The 15,247-nt window shown below is 43.6% G+C and carries 28 protein-coding genes; 24 read left to right on the forward strand and 4 right to left on the reverse strand.

Going from position 1 to position 15,247, the window contains the following annotated elements; all coding sequences use genetic code 11:
• Positions 1-77: 77 nt before the first annotated feature.
• Positions 78-635, forward strand: a complete 558-nt coding sequence (locus tag RWM02_RS04585; RefSeq protein ID WP_314069509.1) for a restriction endonuclease — start codon at positions 78-80, stop codon at positions 633-635.
• Positions 636-754: 119 nt separating this feature from the next.
• Here RWM02_RS04585 and RWM02_RS04590 read toward each other — a convergent pair whose 3' ends face one another.
• From RWM02_RS04590 to RWM02_RS04600, 3 genes are all read right to left on the reverse strand, one after another.
• Positions 755-1,324 carry a ribonuclease HII gene (locus tag RWM02_RS04590; RefSeq protein WP_314069511.1) on the reverse strand — a complete coding sequence of 190 codons (570 nt, stop codon included), beginning with the start codon at positions 1,322-1,324 and terminating at the stop codon, positions 755-757.
• A gap of 277 nt (positions 1,325-1,601) precedes the next feature.
• Positions 1,602-2,483, reverse strand: coding sequence for a hypothetical protein (locus tag RWM02_RS04595; protein WP_314069512.1), 882 nt, complete (start codon positions 2,481-2,483; stop codon positions 1,602-1,604).
• A 9-nt stretch (positions 2,484-2,492) separates the two neighbouring features.
• Entirely contained in the window at positions 2,493-3,587 is a 1,095-nt protein-coding gene (locus RWM02_RS04600; protein WP_314069513.1) for an ATP-binding protein, read from the reverse strand.
• Positions 3,588-3,980: 393 nt separating this feature from the next.
• Here RWM02_RS04600 and rpsJ point away from each other — a divergent pair, with 393 nt between their 5' ends.
• The 16 genes from rpsJ to rpsH are packed head-to-tail and all read left to right on the forward strand — an operon-like array spanning position 3,981 to position 10,546.
• Positions 3,981-4,292 (forward strand): 30S ribosomal protein S10, encoded by a 312-nt coding sequence (rpsJ, locus tag RWM02_RS04605; RefSeq protein ID WP_002947121.1) that lies wholly within the window; start codon positions 3,981-3,983, stop codon positions 4,290-4,292.
• A 14-nt stretch (positions 4,293-4,306) separates the two neighbouring features.
• Complete coding sequence (rplC, locus tag RWM02_RS04610; protein WP_122862331.1) at positions 4,307-4,885, forward strand: 50S ribosomal protein L3; 579 nt, start codon at positions 4,307-4,309, stop codon at positions 4,883-4,885.
• A complete protein-coding gene (gene rplD, locus RWM02_RS04615) occupies positions 4,882-5,496 on the forward strand; it encodes a 50S ribosomal protein L4 (protein WP_314069516.1) in 615 nt (204 codons plus the stop codon). Before rplC ends, rplD begins: the two co-directional genes overlap by 4 nt.
• Before the next feature lies 1 nt (position 5,497).
• Positions 5,498-5,779 (forward strand): 50S ribosomal protein L23, encoded by a 282-nt coding sequence (locus tag RWM02_RS04620; RefSeq protein WP_122862333.1) that lies wholly within the window; start codon positions 5,498-5,500, stop codon positions 5,777-5,779.
• A gap of 1 nt (position 5,780) precedes the next feature.
• Entirely contained in the window at positions 5,781-6,611 is an 831-nt protein-coding gene (rplB, locus tag RWM02_RS04625) for a 50S ribosomal protein L2 (protein WP_122862334.1), read from the forward strand.
• A 2-nt stretch (positions 6,612-6,613) separates the two neighbouring features.
• Positions 6,614-6,895 carry a 30S ribosomal protein S19 gene (rpsS, locus tag RWM02_RS04630; RefSeq protein WP_002947116.1) on the forward strand — a complete coding sequence of 94 codons (282 nt, stop codon included), beginning with the start codon at positions 6,614-6,616 and terminating at the stop codon, positions 6,893-6,895.
• A gap of 9 nt (positions 6,896-6,904) precedes the next feature.
• Entirely contained in the window at positions 6,905-7,237 is a 333-nt protein-coding gene (rplV, locus tag RWM02_RS04635; protein WP_002947114.1) for a 50S ribosomal protein L22, read from the forward strand.
• A gap of 1 nt (position 7,238) precedes the next feature.
• A complete protein-coding gene (gene rpsC, locus RWM02_RS04640) occupies positions 7,239-7,940 on the forward strand; it encodes a 30S ribosomal protein S3 (protein WP_009494829.1) in 702 nt (233 codons plus the stop codon).
• A 2-nt stretch (positions 7,941-7,942) separates the two neighbouring features.
• Positions 7,943-8,368, forward strand: coding sequence for a 50S ribosomal protein L16 (rplP, locus tag RWM02_RS04645; RefSeq protein ID WP_002947109.1), 426 nt, complete (start codon positions 7,943-7,945; stop codon positions 8,366-8,368).
• Positions 8,355-8,540 carry a 50S ribosomal protein L29 gene (rpmC, locus tag RWM02_RS04650; RefSeq protein ID WP_124851387.1) on the forward strand — a complete coding sequence of 62 codons (186 nt, stop codon included), beginning with the start codon at positions 8,355-8,357 and terminating at the stop codon, positions 8,538-8,540. Before rplP ends, rpmC begins: the two co-directional genes overlap by 14 nt.
• 10 nt (positions 8,541-8,550) lie before the next feature.
• On the forward strand, positions 8,551-8,802 hold the full coding sequence (gene rpsQ, locus RWM02_RS04655; RefSeq protein ID WP_314069521.1) for a 30S ribosomal protein S17: 252 nt from the start codon (positions 8,551-8,553) through the stop codon (positions 8,800-8,802).
• Positions 8,802-9,170 carry a 50S ribosomal protein L14 gene (gene rplN / locus RWM02_RS04660; RefSeq protein WP_002947105.1) on the forward strand — a complete coding sequence of 123 codons (369 nt, stop codon included), beginning with the start codon at positions 8,802-8,804 and terminating at the stop codon, positions 9,168-9,170. Before rpsQ ends, rplN begins: the two co-directional genes overlap by 1 nt.
• Positions 9,170-9,406 (forward strand): 50S ribosomal protein L24, encoded by a 237-nt coding sequence (gene rplX / locus RWM02_RS04665; protein WP_002943173.1) that lies wholly within the window; start codon positions 9,170-9,172, stop codon positions 9,404-9,406. Before rplN ends, rplX begins: the two co-directional genes overlap by 1 nt.
• 2 nt (positions 9,407-9,408) lie before the next feature.
• Positions 9,409-9,954, forward strand: coding sequence for a 50S ribosomal protein L5 (rplE, locus tag RWM02_RS04670; protein ID WP_002953670.1), 546 nt, complete (start codon positions 9,409-9,411; stop codon positions 9,952-9,954).
• A gap of 1 nt (position 9,955) precedes the next feature.
• Complete coding sequence (locus tag RWM02_RS04675; RefSeq protein ID WP_002941532.1) at positions 9,956-10,141, forward strand: type Z 30S ribosomal protein S14; 186 nt, start codon at positions 9,956-9,958, stop codon at positions 10,139-10,141.
• A 9-nt stretch (positions 10,142-10,150) separates the two neighbouring features.
• Entirely contained in the window at positions 10,151-10,546 is a 396-nt protein-coding gene (gene rpsH / locus RWM02_RS04680; protein ID WP_002943159.1) for a 30S ribosomal protein S8, read from the forward strand.
• Between the two features lie 188 nt (positions 10,547-10,734).
• On the opposite strand, the gene RWM02_RS04685 is transcribed toward rpsH, so the two are convergent.
• Complete coding sequence (locus tag RWM02_RS04685; protein ID WP_314069522.1) at positions 10,735-11,001, reverse strand: hypothetical protein; 267 nt, start codon at positions 10,999-11,001, stop codon at positions 10,735-10,737.
• Between the two features lie 72 nt (positions 11,002-11,073).
• On the opposite strand from RWM02_RS04685, the gene rplF reads away from it, so the two are divergent.
• From rplF to infA, 7 genes are all read left to right on the forward strand, one after another.
• Positions 11,074-11,610: a 50S ribosomal protein L6 gene (rplF, locus tag RWM02_RS04690; protein ID WP_002943347.1), complete on the forward strand. Its 537-nt coding sequence runs from the start codon at positions 11,074-11,076 to the stop codon at positions 11,608-11,610.
• 10 nt (positions 11,611-11,620) lie between these two features.
• Positions 11,621-11,977, forward strand: a complete 357-nt coding sequence (rplR, locus tag RWM02_RS04695) for a 50S ribosomal protein L18 (RefSeq protein ID WP_124851303.1) — start codon at positions 11,621-11,623, stop codon at positions 11,975-11,977.
• A gap of 11 nt (positions 11,978-11,988) precedes the next feature.
• Complete coding sequence (gene rpsE / locus RWM02_RS04700; RefSeq protein ID WP_002943402.1) at positions 11,989-12,432, forward strand: 30S ribosomal protein S5; 444 nt, start codon at positions 11,989-11,991, stop codon at positions 12,430-12,432.
• Between the two features lie 9 nt (positions 12,433-12,441).
• On the forward strand, positions 12,442-12,843 hold the full coding sequence (rplO, locus tag RWM02_RS04705; protein ID WP_009494836.1) for a 50S ribosomal protein L15: 402 nt from the start codon (positions 12,442-12,444) through the stop codon (positions 12,841-12,843).
• Positions 12,843-14,105 carry a preprotein translocase subunit SecY gene (gene secY / locus RWM02_RS04710; RefSeq protein WP_002953674.1) on the forward strand — a complete coding sequence of 421 codons (1,263 nt, stop codon included), beginning with the start codon at positions 12,843-12,845 and terminating at the stop codon, positions 14,103-14,105. The genes rplO and secY overlap by 1 nt, the downstream gene beginning before the upstream one ends.
• On the forward strand, positions 14,105-14,863 hold the full coding sequence (gene map, locus RWM02_RS04715; RefSeq protein WP_314069525.1) for a type I methionyl aminopeptidase: 759 nt from the start codon (positions 14,105-14,107) through the stop codon (positions 14,861-14,863). The genes secY and map overlap by 1 nt, the downstream gene beginning before the upstream one ends.
• Before the next feature lie 125 nt (positions 14,864-14,988).
• Positions 14,989-15,207 carry a translation initiation factor IF-1 gene (infA, locus tag RWM02_RS04720; protein WP_002943098.1) on the forward strand — a complete coding sequence of 73 codons (219 nt, stop codon included), beginning with the start codon at positions 14,989-14,991 and terminating at the stop codon, positions 15,205-15,207.
• The last annotated feature ends 40 nt before the right edge of the window (positions 15,208-15,247 follow it).

The following is a 15,247-nucleotide window of genomic DNA, read 5'->3' on the forward strand; positions in this document are numbered from 1 at the left end:
TTGATATATTTTAAGTATAATTCTCATTTTAATATAATAATGAGAGTTTTGCGATGGATTATCAAGGATTATTTTTATTGGCGCAGTTTTTAAACGAGAGAAAAAAGGCGAGCCGTAAGGAGATAGCGGAGTTTTTATCGCGCAAAACGGGTGCGAGTCAAAGCAAAACGGACGCGCTTTTAAGCGTCATAGCAAATAGCCCTAAAATTCAAGCTTTGCCGCAAGAAAAAAGGATCGTTTTAAAGACTTCGCGCGGGATTTACGAGATAAGCAAAGTCGGCGAAAAACTCCTAAAAAGCAAAAATGCTAGACAAAATTTTGAAAATTGGGTCGGCGACGTTTACGGCGAAACTAAGACGCAAAATTTACCCGCGCCCAAAACGAAAAAATACCTAAAAACCGTTACCGCTCTCGTCGTGCATGAGATAAAAGACAAAATGATCGGCGAAGCAATCAAAAAGCCGATAGAAGCGATAAAATCGCTCACGCTAAAACTCATGAAAAAGCATAAATATCTAGGCAAATTTTATGCTTTTAGACACGTTTTTTTAGCACTTTTGGCTGCCAAAATCGCGTTTGACGTCGTAAAATTCTTTAAAAATCGCAAACTAGAAAAACTGCTTGCGAGTAGCTGATTTGCTCAAATTTGATTAAAAAGTTTAAATAGAACGCACGATAGATGATTGTAAATTGCGATTTCTTTCGGATTAGGACAAACTGCTTATCGCCTAAAAACTCATTTTATGTCAAAAAATCATTCGTCAAACAGCCCGCGCTCAAAGCTTTTCACGCGAAAGCTGCGCCTTTGTAGCGGCGAGTCGCCCAGTTTTGCTACCGCGTCCAGATGCGCCTTTGTGCCGTAGCCTTTGTGCGCGGCGTATCCGTAGCCCGTATGCACGCCGTCCCACGCCGTCATCAGCGCGTCGCGGCTTACTTTGGCTAGGATGCTGGCCGCGCTTACTTGTGCCACTTTGCCGTCGGCTCCGACCATGGTTTTTACGCCGGTGCCGTAGTTTACGTTGCCGTCGTAGAGCAACTCGCAATCCGTAAAATGCGCTTTAAACAGCCGCAGTGCGCGCCTGAGACACTCGCTAAGCCCTAGCTCGTCGATCTGCTCGTTTGAAAAATAAGCGATGAGAAATTCCGAGCTTCTCGCGATCTCTTTAAACAGCTCCTCGCGCCGCTTTGCGGTCAGCTTTTTTGAGTCGTTTAGCCCCGCTATCTCGCGCTTTAGCACGCATGCAGCTACCGCCAAAGGCCCAGCTAGCGCGCCGCGTCCCGCCTCGTCGATACCGCAGATTTGGGCGTTAGATTTGTTTTTCATCGGTGTGCTTTCTTATTAAATTTTACTTTTTTAAGTATAAAATTTATCGGCGCAGTGATATTTTTGTGCTTTGGGGTTCCGTCTTGCCGAGCGTAAAATTTGCACAATTTAAGCCGTCAAATTTTTCCTCGGTTTGATTTGATTTTTGATTTTTTCTCTCTACGGCATTTAAAAATTTACTTTTCGTTTGCGCCTTTGTTTTGTCAAATTTTAGCTTGTTTCGTATCAAATTTTGCCTTCCATTTTTTAAAGTTTCCTTTTCTGGCGGAAAAACTGTCTAAAACAGCCCGAAATTTTGCTTTAAATGCTCTTTGATGGGCTCAAGCGGTAGCGAGATCTCGTTGTTTTTGTCGCCGGTCGCACCGTCAAAAAACGTAATCCCACTTGGCGAGAGCGTAAAATTTTCACTCGGAGTTATCTTTTCTTTTGCGAAGATCGCAGTCAAATTTGCGTCGTTTAAATCCTTAAAAACGTCGCTCAAATTTATCTTTTTTAGGTTTTTTAGCCAGACGGTTTTGCAGATTTTCCCGCCCGCGCCGAGTTCGCAGACGCTTCTTATTTTGCTGTTTTGATACTCGAGGTTATTTAGCGCGTTTGCGGCGTTTTTTGAGGGGTCTTTGAGCCATGTCGTTTTAAAATTTTCAAGTTTTGCGGCGAGAGATTTTTTGTTATTTTGCGCAAATTTAAGCGCGTAAAAGTCGCTCGCGACGGCTTCAAATCGCGCCCCGTCTTGCCCGATCTCTTGCAGTCCGAGCGCGGCAAAATCATAGCTTGCGACCTGTTTTAGCACGGCTTTTCGCGCCTTGCCTTTGATTGCTAGCTTGCCCGTTAGTTTGCCGTTATCCGCTTTTACGCTTAGATTTAGCCACTCGGCGACCGCGCTTACGGCCGTTATAGCAGTGCCCGATTTTTCGATGTTGCCTTTACTGAAGTCGTATCTAGCGCCCTCAAAAAAGGCGTGCCCCTGAAATTTAGGCGGTAAAATGGCGCCTTTGTCGCTAAAATTTTCAAACTCGGCCTCAAGTTCGCTGATGTAGAGCTCAAATTTACTCCCGTCCGCCTCGCCTGCAAATTTATAAATTTTGCCCTCGTTTTCGTGTCTGATCTCATAGCCTAGCGCCAAAACGCAGGCTAAAAATATCGCCGCAACCGCTCTCATAAACTCTCCTTATATGCCCAGCGCCCAGCGCGAAAACGGCGCGACCTCGCATTTTATGCCCTCTATGCTCGTCTCGCCGGAGTTCGCCACGCTGATTACTTGCAGCCTATTTATACCTAAATTTTTTAAATTTGCGTGCAGTTTTTTAAATTTTAAAAAGACCAAATCCGCATCGCTAAAAGGCGAGCAAATGATAGCAAGTTTCCTTTTTGGCAGGAAAAAATCAAGCTCTTTGGTATAAAAAATCTGCTCGTTAAATTTGGCTAGCTCGCAAAAAACCGTGTTGTTAAAATTTTTAGCAAAGTCCTTTTTTAGGCTTAGCGCGCTTTTAAACGCAAAGTCGTTAAAATAAAGCCTTTTTGCGGCATTTGGCTCGTTAAATTTTTCCACTAGGCTAACCGCGCTCATGTTTTCCAGCTCGCTAAGCGCGCCGTAAACGCTATCTTTTGAGATTTTGCGGGCGGATTTTAGCGTGCTAAAAATCTCAAAAACGCTCACGTTTTGCGCCTGAGCCTTCGCGCACTCTTTTAGTACGGCCAGCTGCGTGGCAGAGAGTGAGGATTTTAGCGCGGTTTGTAGATTTGCCGCGACGTTTTCGGCATCGCAAAAGGCCGAAGCGGGACTCCTACCGTGAAGCAAAAAGTGGCTAAAAAGCGTCTCTGGATCGATCTTTTTCGAAAAAAAAGCGATAAATTCCTCGTAGTCTAAAAAATCCAAATTTAGCTCGTTAAAACCGCTAAAATTTGCATCTCTAAATCGCGAGGCTAGGATAAAATTTGATAAATTTAGCTCCAAAACCGGCTCAAATTTATCCCAAAATCTCTGCTCGAAATCATCGATCGCTAGAATTTTTATCTGCGGATTTTGGCGTAAAAACTCGGGCAAATTTGACAAAATACCATCCGCATCTATGCGAAGGTCGCCTAAATTTACGTACAAAAACTCTTTACTCTCAAATGCCGACAAAAAGCCCGCGATTAGAGATGTTTTGCCGCTTCCTATACCGCCTTTTATCAGCGTTTTGGGTGCTGAGATCTCAAATTTTCTATTTATAAATTTGATATTTTTCGGCGGATTTTGATAAAGCGCGTTTAGAGTTTGCATTTTTAGCCTTTAAAATTTGAAAAATTATATCGAAGTTTCCTTATAAAGAGGAAGATAATTAAAATTTGACCCCAAAAAACGATCAAAAACTACTCAAATTTAAAAGAAAATGCGTTAAATTTGAGCGATAAAATGCGGGGCAAATTTTAATCGAACCAAATTTGCGCCCAAATAAACCCGTTCAAATTTATCCCAAATCAAATTGAAAAATTTCGCCTTAAATTTCCAGCCAAATTTGCAAAAACTTCCTTATAAAAAGGAAATAATTTTATTAAATTTCATCAAATTCGCTCAAAATATTGACATTAAAAAGCCATTTGGATAAAATCCGAGTCTCTTACACAAGTAAGAGGTGTCGTATGTTTGCGACAAGTTCTATTCAAAGGAAAGAAAATGGAAAGAATCAGGCTTAAGCTTAAAGCTTATGACCATAGAGTTCTCGACCGCACAGTTGCAGCCATAGTAGAAGCTGTCAAACGAACGGGCGCCGACGTCAGAGGTCCGGTGCCGATGCCTACGAAGATCAAACGCTACACGGTCTTAAAATCACCACACATCAACAAAGACTCACGCGAGCAGTTTGAAATGAGAATTCACGCTAGAATGCTAGATATCGTAGCGGCTACGCCCGATACCGTCGACTCGCTAACAAAGCTTGACTTAGCCCCTGAGGTTAACGTCGAAGTCCGCGCGATGGGCAAATAAAGGCGAGGTGAAAGATGGAATATATCGTAGAAAAAATAGGCATGAGCAGAACGGTAAACAACCCAAGCATCCCCGTTACGCTTCTAAAGGTCGTAAACGCTAAAGTTTGCGAAGTGAGCGAATGCGGCTGCGCTATAGTAGCTTATGCTAAAGGTAAAGCAAAAAATAAAGCCATAGAGGGTCAGCAAAAAAAATATAGCCTAACGGCGGAATTTAATAAATTCGCAACCCTACAAGTCGCCAATAAAGAGGCGGGTGATCTTGATTTTAGTCCGCTTAGCTCGGCTAAAATTTTAAAAGTTAGCTTCAGCTCAAAAGGCAAAGGCTATCAAGGCGTCGTGAAAAGACACGGATTTGCGGGCGGTCCGAAAAGCCACGGTTCTCGCTTCCACAAAAGACACGGCTCTATCGGTAACCGCGAGTGGCCGGGACGCGTTCAGCCTGGTATGAAGATGGCCGGACACACCGGAAACGAAAAAGTTACCGTTAAAAACGAGATCGTAAGCTTTGACGCCGAAAACGGAATTTTGGTTTTAAAAGGCAGCGTCGCTGGCTATAACGGCGCAATGGGCAGAATAAGGATAGTAAAATGAGTAAAGTTTGCGTATTAAACGAAAAATTACAAAAAGCTAGCGAGCTTGATCTACCGGCTAATTACGCTGAGATCAACCCGCACAACCTATATCTTTACGTTAAGTCTTATTTGTCCGGTATGCGTTCAAATTCGGCTCATACAAAGGGTCGTTCTGAAGTGAGCGGCGGCGGTAAAAAACCGTGGAGACAAAAAGGTCGCGGCGGCGCTAGAGCTGGCTCAACCAGAACTAATGTCTGGGTAGGCGGCGCAGTGGCGTTTGGTCCGAGCAACGAGCGAAACTATTTCCAAAAGGTCAATAAAAAGCAAAAAAGATTGGCGCTTGAGTTCGCGCTAAACGAAAAAGCTAACGCGGGTAAAATTTTCGCGGTAGATAGCATAGAGATCGCAAGCGGTAAGACTAAAGACGCAGCTAAAGTAATCAGCGCGTTAAATTTGAGAGACGCTTTGGTCGTAAAAGATCTGCTTGACGACAACACGCTATTGGCGTTTAGAAATTTATCAAACTGCTATCTAATCGATGTGAGCGAGATAAACGCTTACTTAGTGGCGACTTACGGTGCCGTCGTTATCGAGAAGGCCGCACTTGAATCTATAATAAAAGAGGGCTGAAATGGCAGATATAACTGATATCAAAACGATTTTATATACGGAAAAAACTCTCGGTCTTCAAGAGCAAGGCGTGGTCGTCATACAAACTTCGCCTAAGATGACTAAAAACAGGCTGAAAGAAATTTTGAAAGAGTATTTTGGAGTAACGCCGCTTCGCGTAAATTCGCTTAGAATCGACGGAAAAGTTAAGCGTTTCAAAGGAAGAGAAGGACAACGCAACGAGATAAAGAAATTTTACGTTAAGTTGCCTGAAGGCTCAAGCCTAGAAAACACGGAGGCGTAAGATGGCGATAAGAACCTATAAACCTTATACACCTAGCCGCAGATTTATGACGGGCTTATCGAGCGAGGATATTACCGCTAAACCTAGCGTGAGAAGCTTGCTTGTAAAGATCCCCGTAAGTGGCGGTAGAAATAATAACGGAAGAATAACTTCTAGACATAAAGAAGGCGGAGCGAAGAAACTTTATAGAATCATCGACTTTAAACGCCGCAAATTCGGTATCGAAGGTAAGGTCGAAGCTATCGAGTACGATCCGAACAGAAACTGCCGCATCGCGCTTATCGCTTATAAAGACGGCGAGAAACGCTATATCATCAGACCAAACGGACTAAACGTCGGCGACGTCGTAGCAGCAGCCGAGGCGGGACTAGACATAAAACCAGGCAACGCGATGAAACTAAGAAACATCCCGGTCGGTACTATCGTACACAACGTGGAGCTAAAACCGGGCAAAGGCGCTCAGATGGCTCGTTCAGCCGGCGGTTATGCTCAGCTAATGGGTAAAGAGGAAAAATACGTAATGCTTCGCTTGCCAAGCGGCGAGATGAGACAAGTACTTGCAGAGTGCATGGCTAGTATCGGCGTAGTAGGTAACGAAGATTGGGCGAACGTAACTATCGGTAAAGCCGGACGTAATCGCCACAGAGGTATCCGTCCTCAAACTCGCGGTTCTGCGATGAACCCGGTAGATCACCCGCACGGCGGCGGTGAAGGCAAGAAAAACTCAGGCCGTCATCCTGTTACTCCATGGGGTAAACCGACCAAAGGTGCTAAGACTCGCCGCAAGAAGGCTAGCGATAAGCTTATAATTTCAAGAAGGAAAGGTAAATAGAGATGGCAAGATCACTCAAAAAAGGACCTTTTGTCGATGAGCATGTAATGAAAAAAGTCGTTGCCGCTAAAAAAGCCAACGACAACAAGCCGATAAAAACGTGGTCTAGACGCAGCACGATAGTGCCTGAAATGATAGGCCTAACGTTTAACGTTCATAACGGCAAGAGCTTCATTCCAGTATACGTTACGGAAAACCACATCGGATATAAACTAGGCGAATTTGCTCCTACGCGCACATTCAAGGGTCACAAAGGCTCAGTGCAAAAGAAAATCGGTAAGTAAGGGGATAAAATGAGCAAATCAATTATTAAATTCGTAAGACTATCTCCGACTAAAGCCAGACTAATCGCAAGAGAAGTACAAGGTATGAACGCAGAATTTGCGCTAGCTAGCCTTAGCTTTATGCCAAACCGCGGCGCCAAATTTATCGCTACGGCTATCAGCTCTGCTGTAGCTAACGGCGGATTCGAGCCTGAAGAGGTTATCGTAACAAGCTGCCGCGTGGATGCGGGCCCAGTATTAAAAAGATTTAGACCGCGAGCGAGAGGAAGCGCAAGCAGAATCCGCAAACCGACTTCTCATATCTTAGTAGAAGTATCTAAACCTGAAAAGAAGGAAGCGTAATATGGGTCAGAAAGTAAATCCGATAGGTCTAAGACTAGGAATAAACCGCAACTGGGAGTCAAGATGGTTTCCTGCTAAAGGAACTTTGGCTGAAAATATCGGCGAAGACTACAAAATTCGCGCTTTCTTGAAAAAGAAACTTTACTACGCGGGCGTTTCTCAAATTTTGATCGAGAGAACCGCTAAGAAAATTCGCGTAACCGTCGTAGCAGCTCGCCCTGGTATTATCATCGGCAAAAAGGGCTCTGACGTAGAGAAGCTTAAAGAGGATATCCAAAAGCTGATCAACAAAGAAGTAAACGTAAATATCAAAGAAGAAAGAAAAGCTCAAGCTTCGGCTCAGCTAGCTGCGGAAAACGTAGCAATGCAGCTTGAAAAACGCGTTGCATTTAGACGCGCGATGAAAAAAGTTATCCAAGGCGCTCAAAAATCAGGCGCTAAAGGTATCAAAATTTCAGTTGCAGGACGTCTTGGTGGTGCTGAGATAGCTAGAACCGAGTGGTACTTGGAGGGTCGCGTTCCGCTTCACACTCTAAGGGCTAAGATCGATTACGGCGTTGCTGAAGCGCATACGACTTATGGAAACATAGGTATAAAAGTGTGGATATTTAAAGGCGAGGTTCTTCAAAAAGGCGTTCAACCTGAAAAGAACGAAGAAGAAAAAGCCGATAAAAAACCGCGCAGAGCAAGAAGAGGTAAATAATCATGTTGATGCCAAAACGAACTAAATTTCGCAAACAGATGAAAGGCAGAAACCGCGGTAAAGCTACTCGCGGCGCTGATCTTGCTATGGGCGAGATCGGAATAAAAGCCGTAGAAGCAGGCCGCGTAAATTCGCGCCAAATCGAAGCGGCTCGTGTGGCTCTAACTCGCCACGTAAAACGCCAGGCTAAAACTTGGATCAGAGTTTTCCCAGATAAGCCGCTAACCAAAAAACCTCTACAAACTCGTATGGGTAAAGGTAAAGCCGGAGTCGAAGAGTGGGTTATGAATATAAAACCAGGTCGTATAATAGTCGAAATGGCAGGCGTAGATGAGGAATTAGCGCGCGAAGCTCTAACTTTAGCCATCCACAAACTTCCGTTTAAGACTAAAATCGTAACGCGAGAGAGTGAAAATGAAATATACTGATATTAAAGACAAAAGCGTTGCAGAACTTAACGCGTTATTGAAAGAGAAAAAGGTGCTTTTATTTACTTTAAGACAAAAGCTAAAAACCATGCAGCTAAGCAACCCTAACGAGATTCGCGCCGTCCGCAAGGAAATAGCGCAAATCAACACTGCAATTAGCGCTTCAAAGTAAGGGGTGAGAAATGGCATTAAAAAGAGAAATTCAAGGTGTCGTTTTACAAAAGGCCGGCGATAAGACGGCTACGATTTTGGTTGAGAGACGCGTTATGCACCCAAGATACCACAAATTCGTAAAACGCTTTAAAAAATATATGATTCACGACGAAAAGAACGAAACTAAAGCGGGCGATACTGTCATAGCTATCGAATGCAGACCGCTAAGCGCGAGAAAATCTTTCCGCTTAAAGACTATTTTAGCGACGGGGGTTGAGTAATGATACAATCTTTTACGAGGCTTACGGTCGCCGACAATAGCGGCGCGAAAGAGCTAATGTGTATTAAAGTTTTGGGCGGCAGCAAGAGAAGATACGCGACGCTTGGCGACGTCATCATCTGCTCGGTCAAAAAGGCGCTTCCAAACGGTAAGATCAAAAAAGGTCAAGTGGTAAAAGCAGTCGTCGTTAGAACTAAAAAAGAGGTTCAAAGAGACAACGGCTCGCTAATCCGCTTCGACGAAAACGCAGCCGTCATCCTAGATAACAAACGCGAGCCTATCGGTACTCGTATCTTTGGACCGGTCGGCCGTGAGGTTAGATATGCTAACTTTATGAAAATCGTTTCGCTTGCTCCGGAGGTGTTATAATGGCTAACGTTAAATTTAAAGTAAAAAAAGGCGATACCGTTAAGATCATCGCAGGCGACGACAAAGGTAAAACAGGTAAAATTTTATCCGTCCTAGCCAAAAAAGGACAAGTCATCGTCGAGGGCTGCAAGGTAGCTAAAAAAGCTATAAAACCTAGCGAAAAAACCCCAAACGGCGGCTTTATCAATAAAGAGATGCCTATTGATATCTCAAACGTTGCAAAAGTTGAGGGCTGAAAATGAATAGATTAAAAGCTAAATATAATGAGGTCGTAAAGCCTGCTTTGGCTAAAGAATTCGACATCAAAAATCCTATGCTAATCCCTGCGATCGAAAAGATCGTGATAAGCGTAGGCGCTGGCGAATCTGCTAAAGATCAAAAGCAACTTCAAAACATCGCCGATACTATTTCGCTAATAGCCGGACAAAAAGCTGTTGTTACCGATGCTAAAAAATCGGTTGCGGGCTTTAAAGTGCGCGAGGGATTTCCCGTCGGCGTAAAAGTAACGCTTAGAAAAGAGAATATGTTTGCGTTTTTAGATAAACTAATCTCTATCGCGCTACCGAGAGTTAAGGACTTTAGAGGCCTTCCAAAAGACGGCTTTGACGGGCGCGGAAACTACAACTTCGGCCTTGACGAGCAGCTAATGTTTCCAGAGGTCGAGTACGATAAGATTTTACGCACTCATGGTATGAATATAGTTATAGTCACGACGACGAACAGCGACAAAGAGGCATTCAAATTGCTTGAGCTATTTGGTTTGCCGTTTGCGAAAGGAAAGTAATATGGCAAAAAAATCAATGATAGCAAAGGCTGCCAGAAAGCCTAAATTTGCGGTTCGCGGCTATACGAGATGCCAAATTTGCGGACGTCCGCATTCGGTTTATAAAGATTTTGGAATTTGCCGCGTATGCCTAAGAAAAATGGCTAACGAGGGACTAATCCCGGGTCTAAAAAAAGCAAGCTGGTAAGGAAGAGAAATGTTAAACGACTTAATTTCAGACGGACTAACTCGCATTAGAAACGCCGCAATGAGAAGACTCGAGACTACGAAGCTTCTTCATTCAAACGTCGTCGAGGCTACTTTATCTATCCTTGCGGCTAAAGGCTATATCGAGAGCTACAACGTCGTAGAAGAAGATAAAAAGAAATTTATAAACGTAGTTTTAAAATACGACGAGCACGGCAGAAGCGTGATTAACGAGCTTAAGCGCGTATCAAGCCCGGGTCGCCGCGTTTATAAGGGAAAAGACGAGATCAAGAGATTTAAAAACGGCTACGGAACGATCATCGTTAGCACCAGCAAAGGCGTTTTGAGTAACGAAGACGCTCACAAAGCTGGTGTAGGCGGCGAAATCCTCTGCTCTGTATGGTAATGGACAACAACGATGCGAGGCATCGTTGTTGCATCCTTGAAATGAAGTTTGAATTGATAGGCTTGTTTTTGTAGCAAGACGTCAATTCGACATCATTAGAATGAGGTTTGAAGCGATAGGCTTGTTGTATTTGCAACTGCGACATCGTTTTTGCATTTTTGAAATGAAATTTGACCCAGCAGGTTTTCTTAATTTATAAAATTTAGGAAAAATTCTACCGTCAAATTTTTAAAATTTAAAAATAGGAAGCTCAAATTTGACGCTGCAAAAGCATCAAATTTAAAAAGCTTCCCGAATTTAGCTCGGCTCACAAATTTATCAAAATTTGCCAAAGCTAAATTTAAAAACGACGATGTCAAATTTGACGTTAAATTTTGGAAATCAACTCTAAAAAACAAGTCAAATTTGATGAGAAAATTAAAGTGTTTGAAGCGGTTTTTATCGCTTCGATTCATTTCTATTTTTATGGTATTGCGGTATCCATTCGTAAAAGTAGACATACCCTAGACAAGTAAAAAAGGAAAAAAATGTCACGTATAGGAAAACAGCCGATAGCTATTCCAAGCGGAGTAGAGGTCAGCGTAGAAGGCAACGTCCTTAAATTTAAAAAAGGCGCTCATTTAAAAGAGCTTGACACAAAAGGGCACGTAGACGTTAAAGTCGAAGATGCTCACATAGTATTTTCTCCAAAGAGCGACGAGAGACAAGATAGAGCCTACTGGGGCACTTATAGAGCGCTTGCAAACAATATCGTCATCGGTATCACAAAAGGTTTTGTTCGCCAGCTTGAGATCAACGGCGTCGGTTACAAAGCCGCCGCTAAAGGTCAAGTGCTTGAGCTTACTTTAGGATTTTCTCACCCGATAAATCACGAAGTGCCAAAAGGCGTTGAAATCAGCGTAGAGAAAAACATCATCACTATTAAAGGCGACGATAAGCAAGTGGTCGGTCAGATCGCGGCTCAAGTCAGGGCGTATAGACCGCCTGAACCGTATAAGGGCAAAGGCGTTAAATACGTAGAAGAGCGCATCATCCGCAAAGCCGGTAAGACATCTAAGAAGTAAGGGATAGATAATGACAGCAAATGTATTAAAAAGAAAACTCGCTCTTAGAATCAAGAGAAAAAGAAGAATCAGAGCCAAAATTTCCGGCACTGCGGTATTGCCTAGAATTTCTATCTTCAAATCAAACAGAACTCTTTACGTCCAAGCTATCGACGACGTAGCAGCCGTAACTCTAGCGGCGGCAGACGGCAGAAAACTAGGCGTAAAAGCAAACAAAGAAGGCGCCGTAACTTTGGCTAAAGAATTTGCAAAAACTCTAAAAGCTAAAAAAATTGAAACGGCATTATTCGACAGAAATGGCTATTTGTATCACGGAGTTGTAGCGGCTTTTGCAGACGCATTACGTGAAAACGGTATCAAACTATAAGGAAAATCGCTATGGAAAAATATAACAGAGAAGAATTCGAAGAAGTAATGGTTGATATCGGCCGCGTTACAAAGGTCGTAAAAGGCGGTCGTAGATTTAGATTTACGGCTCTTGTCGTAGTAGGAAACAGAAACGGCCTAGTGGGCTTTGGCTTCGGTAAAGCAAAAGAGGTACCGGACGCTATGAGAAAAGCCGTCGACGACGCATTTAAAAACATCATCGAGGTAAAAAGAAAAGGTTCGACTATACCTCACGACGTAGAGGTTAAATTTAACGCTAGCCGCGTTTTGCTTCGCCCTGCTAGCGAAGGTACAGGCGTGATTGCGGGCGGTAGCGCTCGTCCTATTCTAGAGCTTGCGGGCATCAAGGACATCCTAACAAAATCGCTTGGCTCAAACAACTCGGCAAACGTCGTTCGCGCTACTTTAAAAGCGCTAAGTATGCTTAAAGGCTAAGGAGAAGATATGGGACTAGAAAATTTAAAACCTGCCGAGGGCTCGACTAGACAAATCAAAAGACTAGGTCGCGGTCAAGGTAGCGGTCAAGGTAAAACCGCGGGCAAAGGACACAAAGGTCAAAGAGCTAGAAAAGGCTACAACGAGAAAAGAGGCTTCGAGGGCGGTCAGCAGCCGCTTCAAAGACGCCTTCCGAAAGTAGGCTTTACATCTAAATTTGAAAAACCCTACGTAATCAACGTAGAAAAAATCGTTGCGGTAAAAGAGCTAAGCGAGATCACTATCGCTACTATCGCTACCGTACACAAAATTTCAAGCAGCGTCAAGAAAATTAAATTGATCGGAGTGAGCGCGAAAGATTTGGCTTCGAAAATCAAAGACGAGAACGTAACCGTTAGCGGACGTGCGTAATGAATAAGACATTGACCAACAAGATTTTAATCACGTTGGCATTTTTATTTGCTTACAGGATACTGGCATACGTGCCGGTTCCTGGCGTAAACGTCAATGTTATTAAAGAGTTTTTCGATTCGAATTCCGCAAACGCGCTTGGGCTATTTAATATGTTCAGCGGTAAGGCCGCAGAGCGCCTCAGCATCATCTCTCTAGGCATTATGCCATACATCACAGCATCGATTATTATGGAGCTTTTAGCGGCTACTTTCCCAAATTTGGGCAAGATGAAAAAAGACCGCGACGGCATGCAAAAATATATGCAGATTATCCGTTATGCCACTATCGGTATTACGCTTGTTCAAGCAGTGGGCGTCAGTATGGGGCTTCAGAGTCTTCACGGTAGAGGCGGAGAGGACGCAATAATGATAGATATGAATTTATTTATCGCCATCGCAGCGGCTTCGATGCTAACGGGAACTATGCTTTTGATGTGGATAGGCGAGCAGATCACGCAGCGCGGTATCGGCAACGGCATCAGCCTTATTATCTTTGCGGGTATCGTTAGCGGCATACCTTCAGCCATCGGCGGTACGGTAAATTTGGTAAATACGGGCGAGATGAACTTCCTTGTAGTTATCGTAATTTTGCTTGTTATCTTGGTCACGGTAGGCATAGTTATCTACGTCGAGATGGGCGAGAGACGCGTACCGGTGAGCTATTCGCGTAAGGTAGTGATGGAAAATCAAAACAAACGCATTATGAACTATATACCTATCAAGGTAAATTTAAGCGGCGTTATTCCTCCGATTTTCGCCAGTGCGATTTTGATGTTCCCAAGCACCATTTTGCAGGCCAGCACAAATCCTTATATCCAAGCTATTCACGATTTTTTAAATCCAAATAGCTATTTTTTCAACTTTTTGACATTCTTGCTGGTCGTATTTTTTGCATATTTTTACGCTTCGATAGCGTTTAATGCAAAAGATATCAGCGAAAATTTAAAAAGACAGGGCGGCTTTATTCCGGGCATTAGACCGGGCGAGGGCACTGCGGGTTATCTAAACGAGGTCGCATCAAGGCTAACATTTAGCGGCGCGATTTACCTCGGTCTTATCTCGACGCTTCCTTGGGTGCTCGTTAAAATTATGGGCGTTCCGTTTTATTTCGGCGGCACGTCAGTGCTGATCGTGGTTTCTGTTGCGCTTGACACGATGCGAAGGATAGAAGCTCAAATTTATATGAATAAATATCAAACTCTAAGCGCGGTAGGCTTGTAATGGCTATAACCATTATGCAGCCAAACGACATAGAGAAAATGCGAGCGGCGAATAAAATCGTCGCTCAAGCCCTCGACTACGTAGAAAGCGTGATCAAGCCCGGCATTTCACTGCTCGAAATAGATAAAATTTGCGAAGATATGATAAGGGCTGCGGGCGCAAAGCCGGCATTTAAGGGGCTTTATGGCTTTCCAAACGCCGCTTGTATCAGCGTAAACGAAGTGGTCATCCACGGCATCCCGAACGAATACAAACTACAAGAAGGCGATATCGTAAGCGTCGATATCGGTTCAAATTTGAACGGATATTTCGGCGACTCGGCTAGGACTTGGGGCGTGGGTCAAATTTCGCGCGAGGACGAAAAACTAATCGCTTGCGCTAAAGACGCGTTATATTTTGCGATAGACACCGTAAAAGCGGGAATGCACTTTAAAGAGCTTAGTTTTGAAATCGAGAAATTTATAAGAGCACGCGGATTCGTTCCGCTAACGGGATTTTGCGGTCACGGCATCGGTAGACGCCCGCACGAAGATCCGCAAATTTTAAATTATTTAGAGGGCGGCAGTCCAAAATCGGGACCGAAAATCAAAAACGGAATGGTATTTTGCGTGGAGCCGATGATCTGCCAAAAAGACGGTACTCCAGTGATCGGTCACGACAAATGGAAAGTAACCAGCAAAGACGGGCTAAGAACCAGCCACTATGAGCACTGCATGGCAGTCGTAAACGGACGTGCGGAGATCTTAAGCCTAGCGTAAAATTTTAAAATTTACAAATCGTTCGTGCGACTTGTAAATTTTAAAATTTTAATTTGTGGTGAGTTAAAATTTTAATTTCAAACTTCCGCCGAGTGGCGAAAGTAAATTTAACAAAAAGGAGTTAAGTGGCAAAAGACGACGTCATAGAGATCGACGGCAACGTCATCGAGGCGCTGCCAAATGCGACGTTTAAGGTCGAGCTCGACAACAAACACGTGATTTTGTGTCATATTGCGGGCAAGATGAGGATGCATTATATAAAAATAATGCCTGGAGACCGCGTAAAGGTGGAACTAACGCCTTACAGTCTGGATAAGGGTAGGATAATTTACCGACATAAGTAAATTAAAAGCTAAATTTGGCTATACTCAGCCCTTTACGACA

This window comes from Campylobacter showae, from assembly GCF_963515975.1.
GTDB classification, from domain to species: domain Bacteria; phylum Campylobacterota; class Campylobacteria; order Campylobacterales; family Campylobacteraceae; genus Campylobacter_A; species Campylobacter_A showae_F.

Coding starts and splice junctions, on each gene's coding strand:
- rpsS (WP_002947116.1), top strand. CDS start 6,614: ATGGCAAGATCACTCAAAAAAGGACCTTTTGTCGATGAGCATGTAATG.
- RWM02_RS04620 (WP_122862333.1), top strand. CDS start 5,498: ATGGCAGATATAACTGATATCAAAACGATTTTATATACGGAAAAAACT.
- rpsH (WP_002943159.1), top strand. CDS start 10,151: ATGTTAAACGACTTAATTTCAGACGGACTAACTCGCATTAGAAACGCC.
- rplF (WP_002943347.1), top strand. CDS start 11,074: ATGTCACGTATAGGAAAACAGCCGATAGCTATTCCAAGCGGAGTAGAG.
- rplP (WP_002947109.1), top strand. CDS start 7,943: ATGTTGATGCCAAAACGAACTAAATTTCGCAAACAGATGAAAGGCAGA.
- RWM02_RS04600 (WP_314069513.1), bottom strand. CDS start 3,587: ATGCAAACTCTAAACGCGCTTTATCAAAATCCGCCGAAAAATATCAAA.
- RWM02_RS04590 (WP_314069511.1), bottom strand. CDS start 1,324: ATGAAAAACAAATCTAACGCCCAAATCTGCGGTATCGACGAGGCGGGA.
- rpsQ (WP_314069521.1), top strand. CDS start 8,551: ATGGCATTAAAAAGAGAAATTCAAGGTGTCGTTTTACAAAAGGCCGGC.
- rplO (WP_009494836.1), top strand. CDS start 12,442: ATGGGACTAGAAAATTTAAAACCTGCCGAGGGCTCGACTAGACAAATC.
- rplE (WP_002953670.1), top strand. CDS start 9,409: ATGAATAGATTAAAAGCTAAATATAATGAGGTCGTAAAGCCTGCTTTG.
- rplV (WP_002947114.1), top strand. CDS start 6,905: ATGAGCAAATCAATTATTAAATTCGTAAGACTATCTCCGACTAAAGCC.
- rpmC (WP_124851387.1), top strand. CDS start 8,355: ATGAAATATACTGATATTAAAGACAAAAGCGTTGCAGAACTTAACGCG.
- rplC (WP_122862331.1), top strand. CDS start 4,307: ATGGAATATATCGTAGAAAAAATAGGCATGAGCAGAACGGTAAACAAC.
- rplB (WP_122862334.1), top strand. CDS start 5,781: ATGGCGATAAGAACCTATAAACCTTATACACCTAGCCGCAGATTTATG.
- map (WP_314069525.1), top strand. CDS start 14,105: ATGGCTATAACCATTATGCAGCCAAACGACATAGAGAAAATGCGAGCG.
- secY (WP_002953674.1), top strand. CDS start 12,843: ATGAATAAGACATTGACCAACAAGATTTTAATCACGTTGGCATTTTTA.
- RWM02_RS04595 (WP_314069512.1), bottom strand. CDS start 2,483: ATGAGAGCGGTTGCGGCGATATTTTTAGCCTGCGTTTTGGCGCTAGGC.
- RWM02_RS04685 (WP_314069522.1), bottom strand. CDS start 11,001: ATGAATCGAAGCGATAAAAACCGCTTCAAACACTTTAATTTTCTCATC.
- rplR (WP_124851303.1), top strand. CDS start 11,621: ATGACAGCAAATGTATTAAAAAGAAAACTCGCTCTTAGAATCAAGAGA.
- rpsE (WP_002943402.1), top strand. CDS start 11,989: ATGGAAAAATATAACAGAGAAGAATTCGAAGAAGTAATGGTTGATATC.
- rpsJ (WP_002947121.1), top strand. CDS start 3,981: ATGGAAAGAATCAGGCTTAAGCTTAAAGCTTATGACCATAGAGTTCTC.
- rpsC (WP_009494829.1), top strand. CDS start 7,239: ATGGGTCAGAAAGTAAATCCGATAGGTCTAAGACTAGGAATAAACCGC.
- RWM02_RS04675 (WP_002941532.1), top strand. CDS start 9,956: ATGGCAAAAAAATCAATGATAGCAAAGGCTGCCAGAAAGCCTAAATTT.
- rplX (WP_002943173.1), top strand. CDS start 9,170: ATGGCTAACGTTAAATTTAAAGTAAAAAAAGGCGATACCGTTAAGATC.
- rplN (WP_002947105.1), top strand. CDS start 8,802: ATGATACAATCTTTTACGAGGCTTACGGTCGCCGACAATAGCGGCGCG.
- rplD (WP_314069516.1), top strand. CDS start 4,882: ATGAGTAAAGTTTGCGTATTAAACGAAAAATTACAAAAAGCTAGCGAG.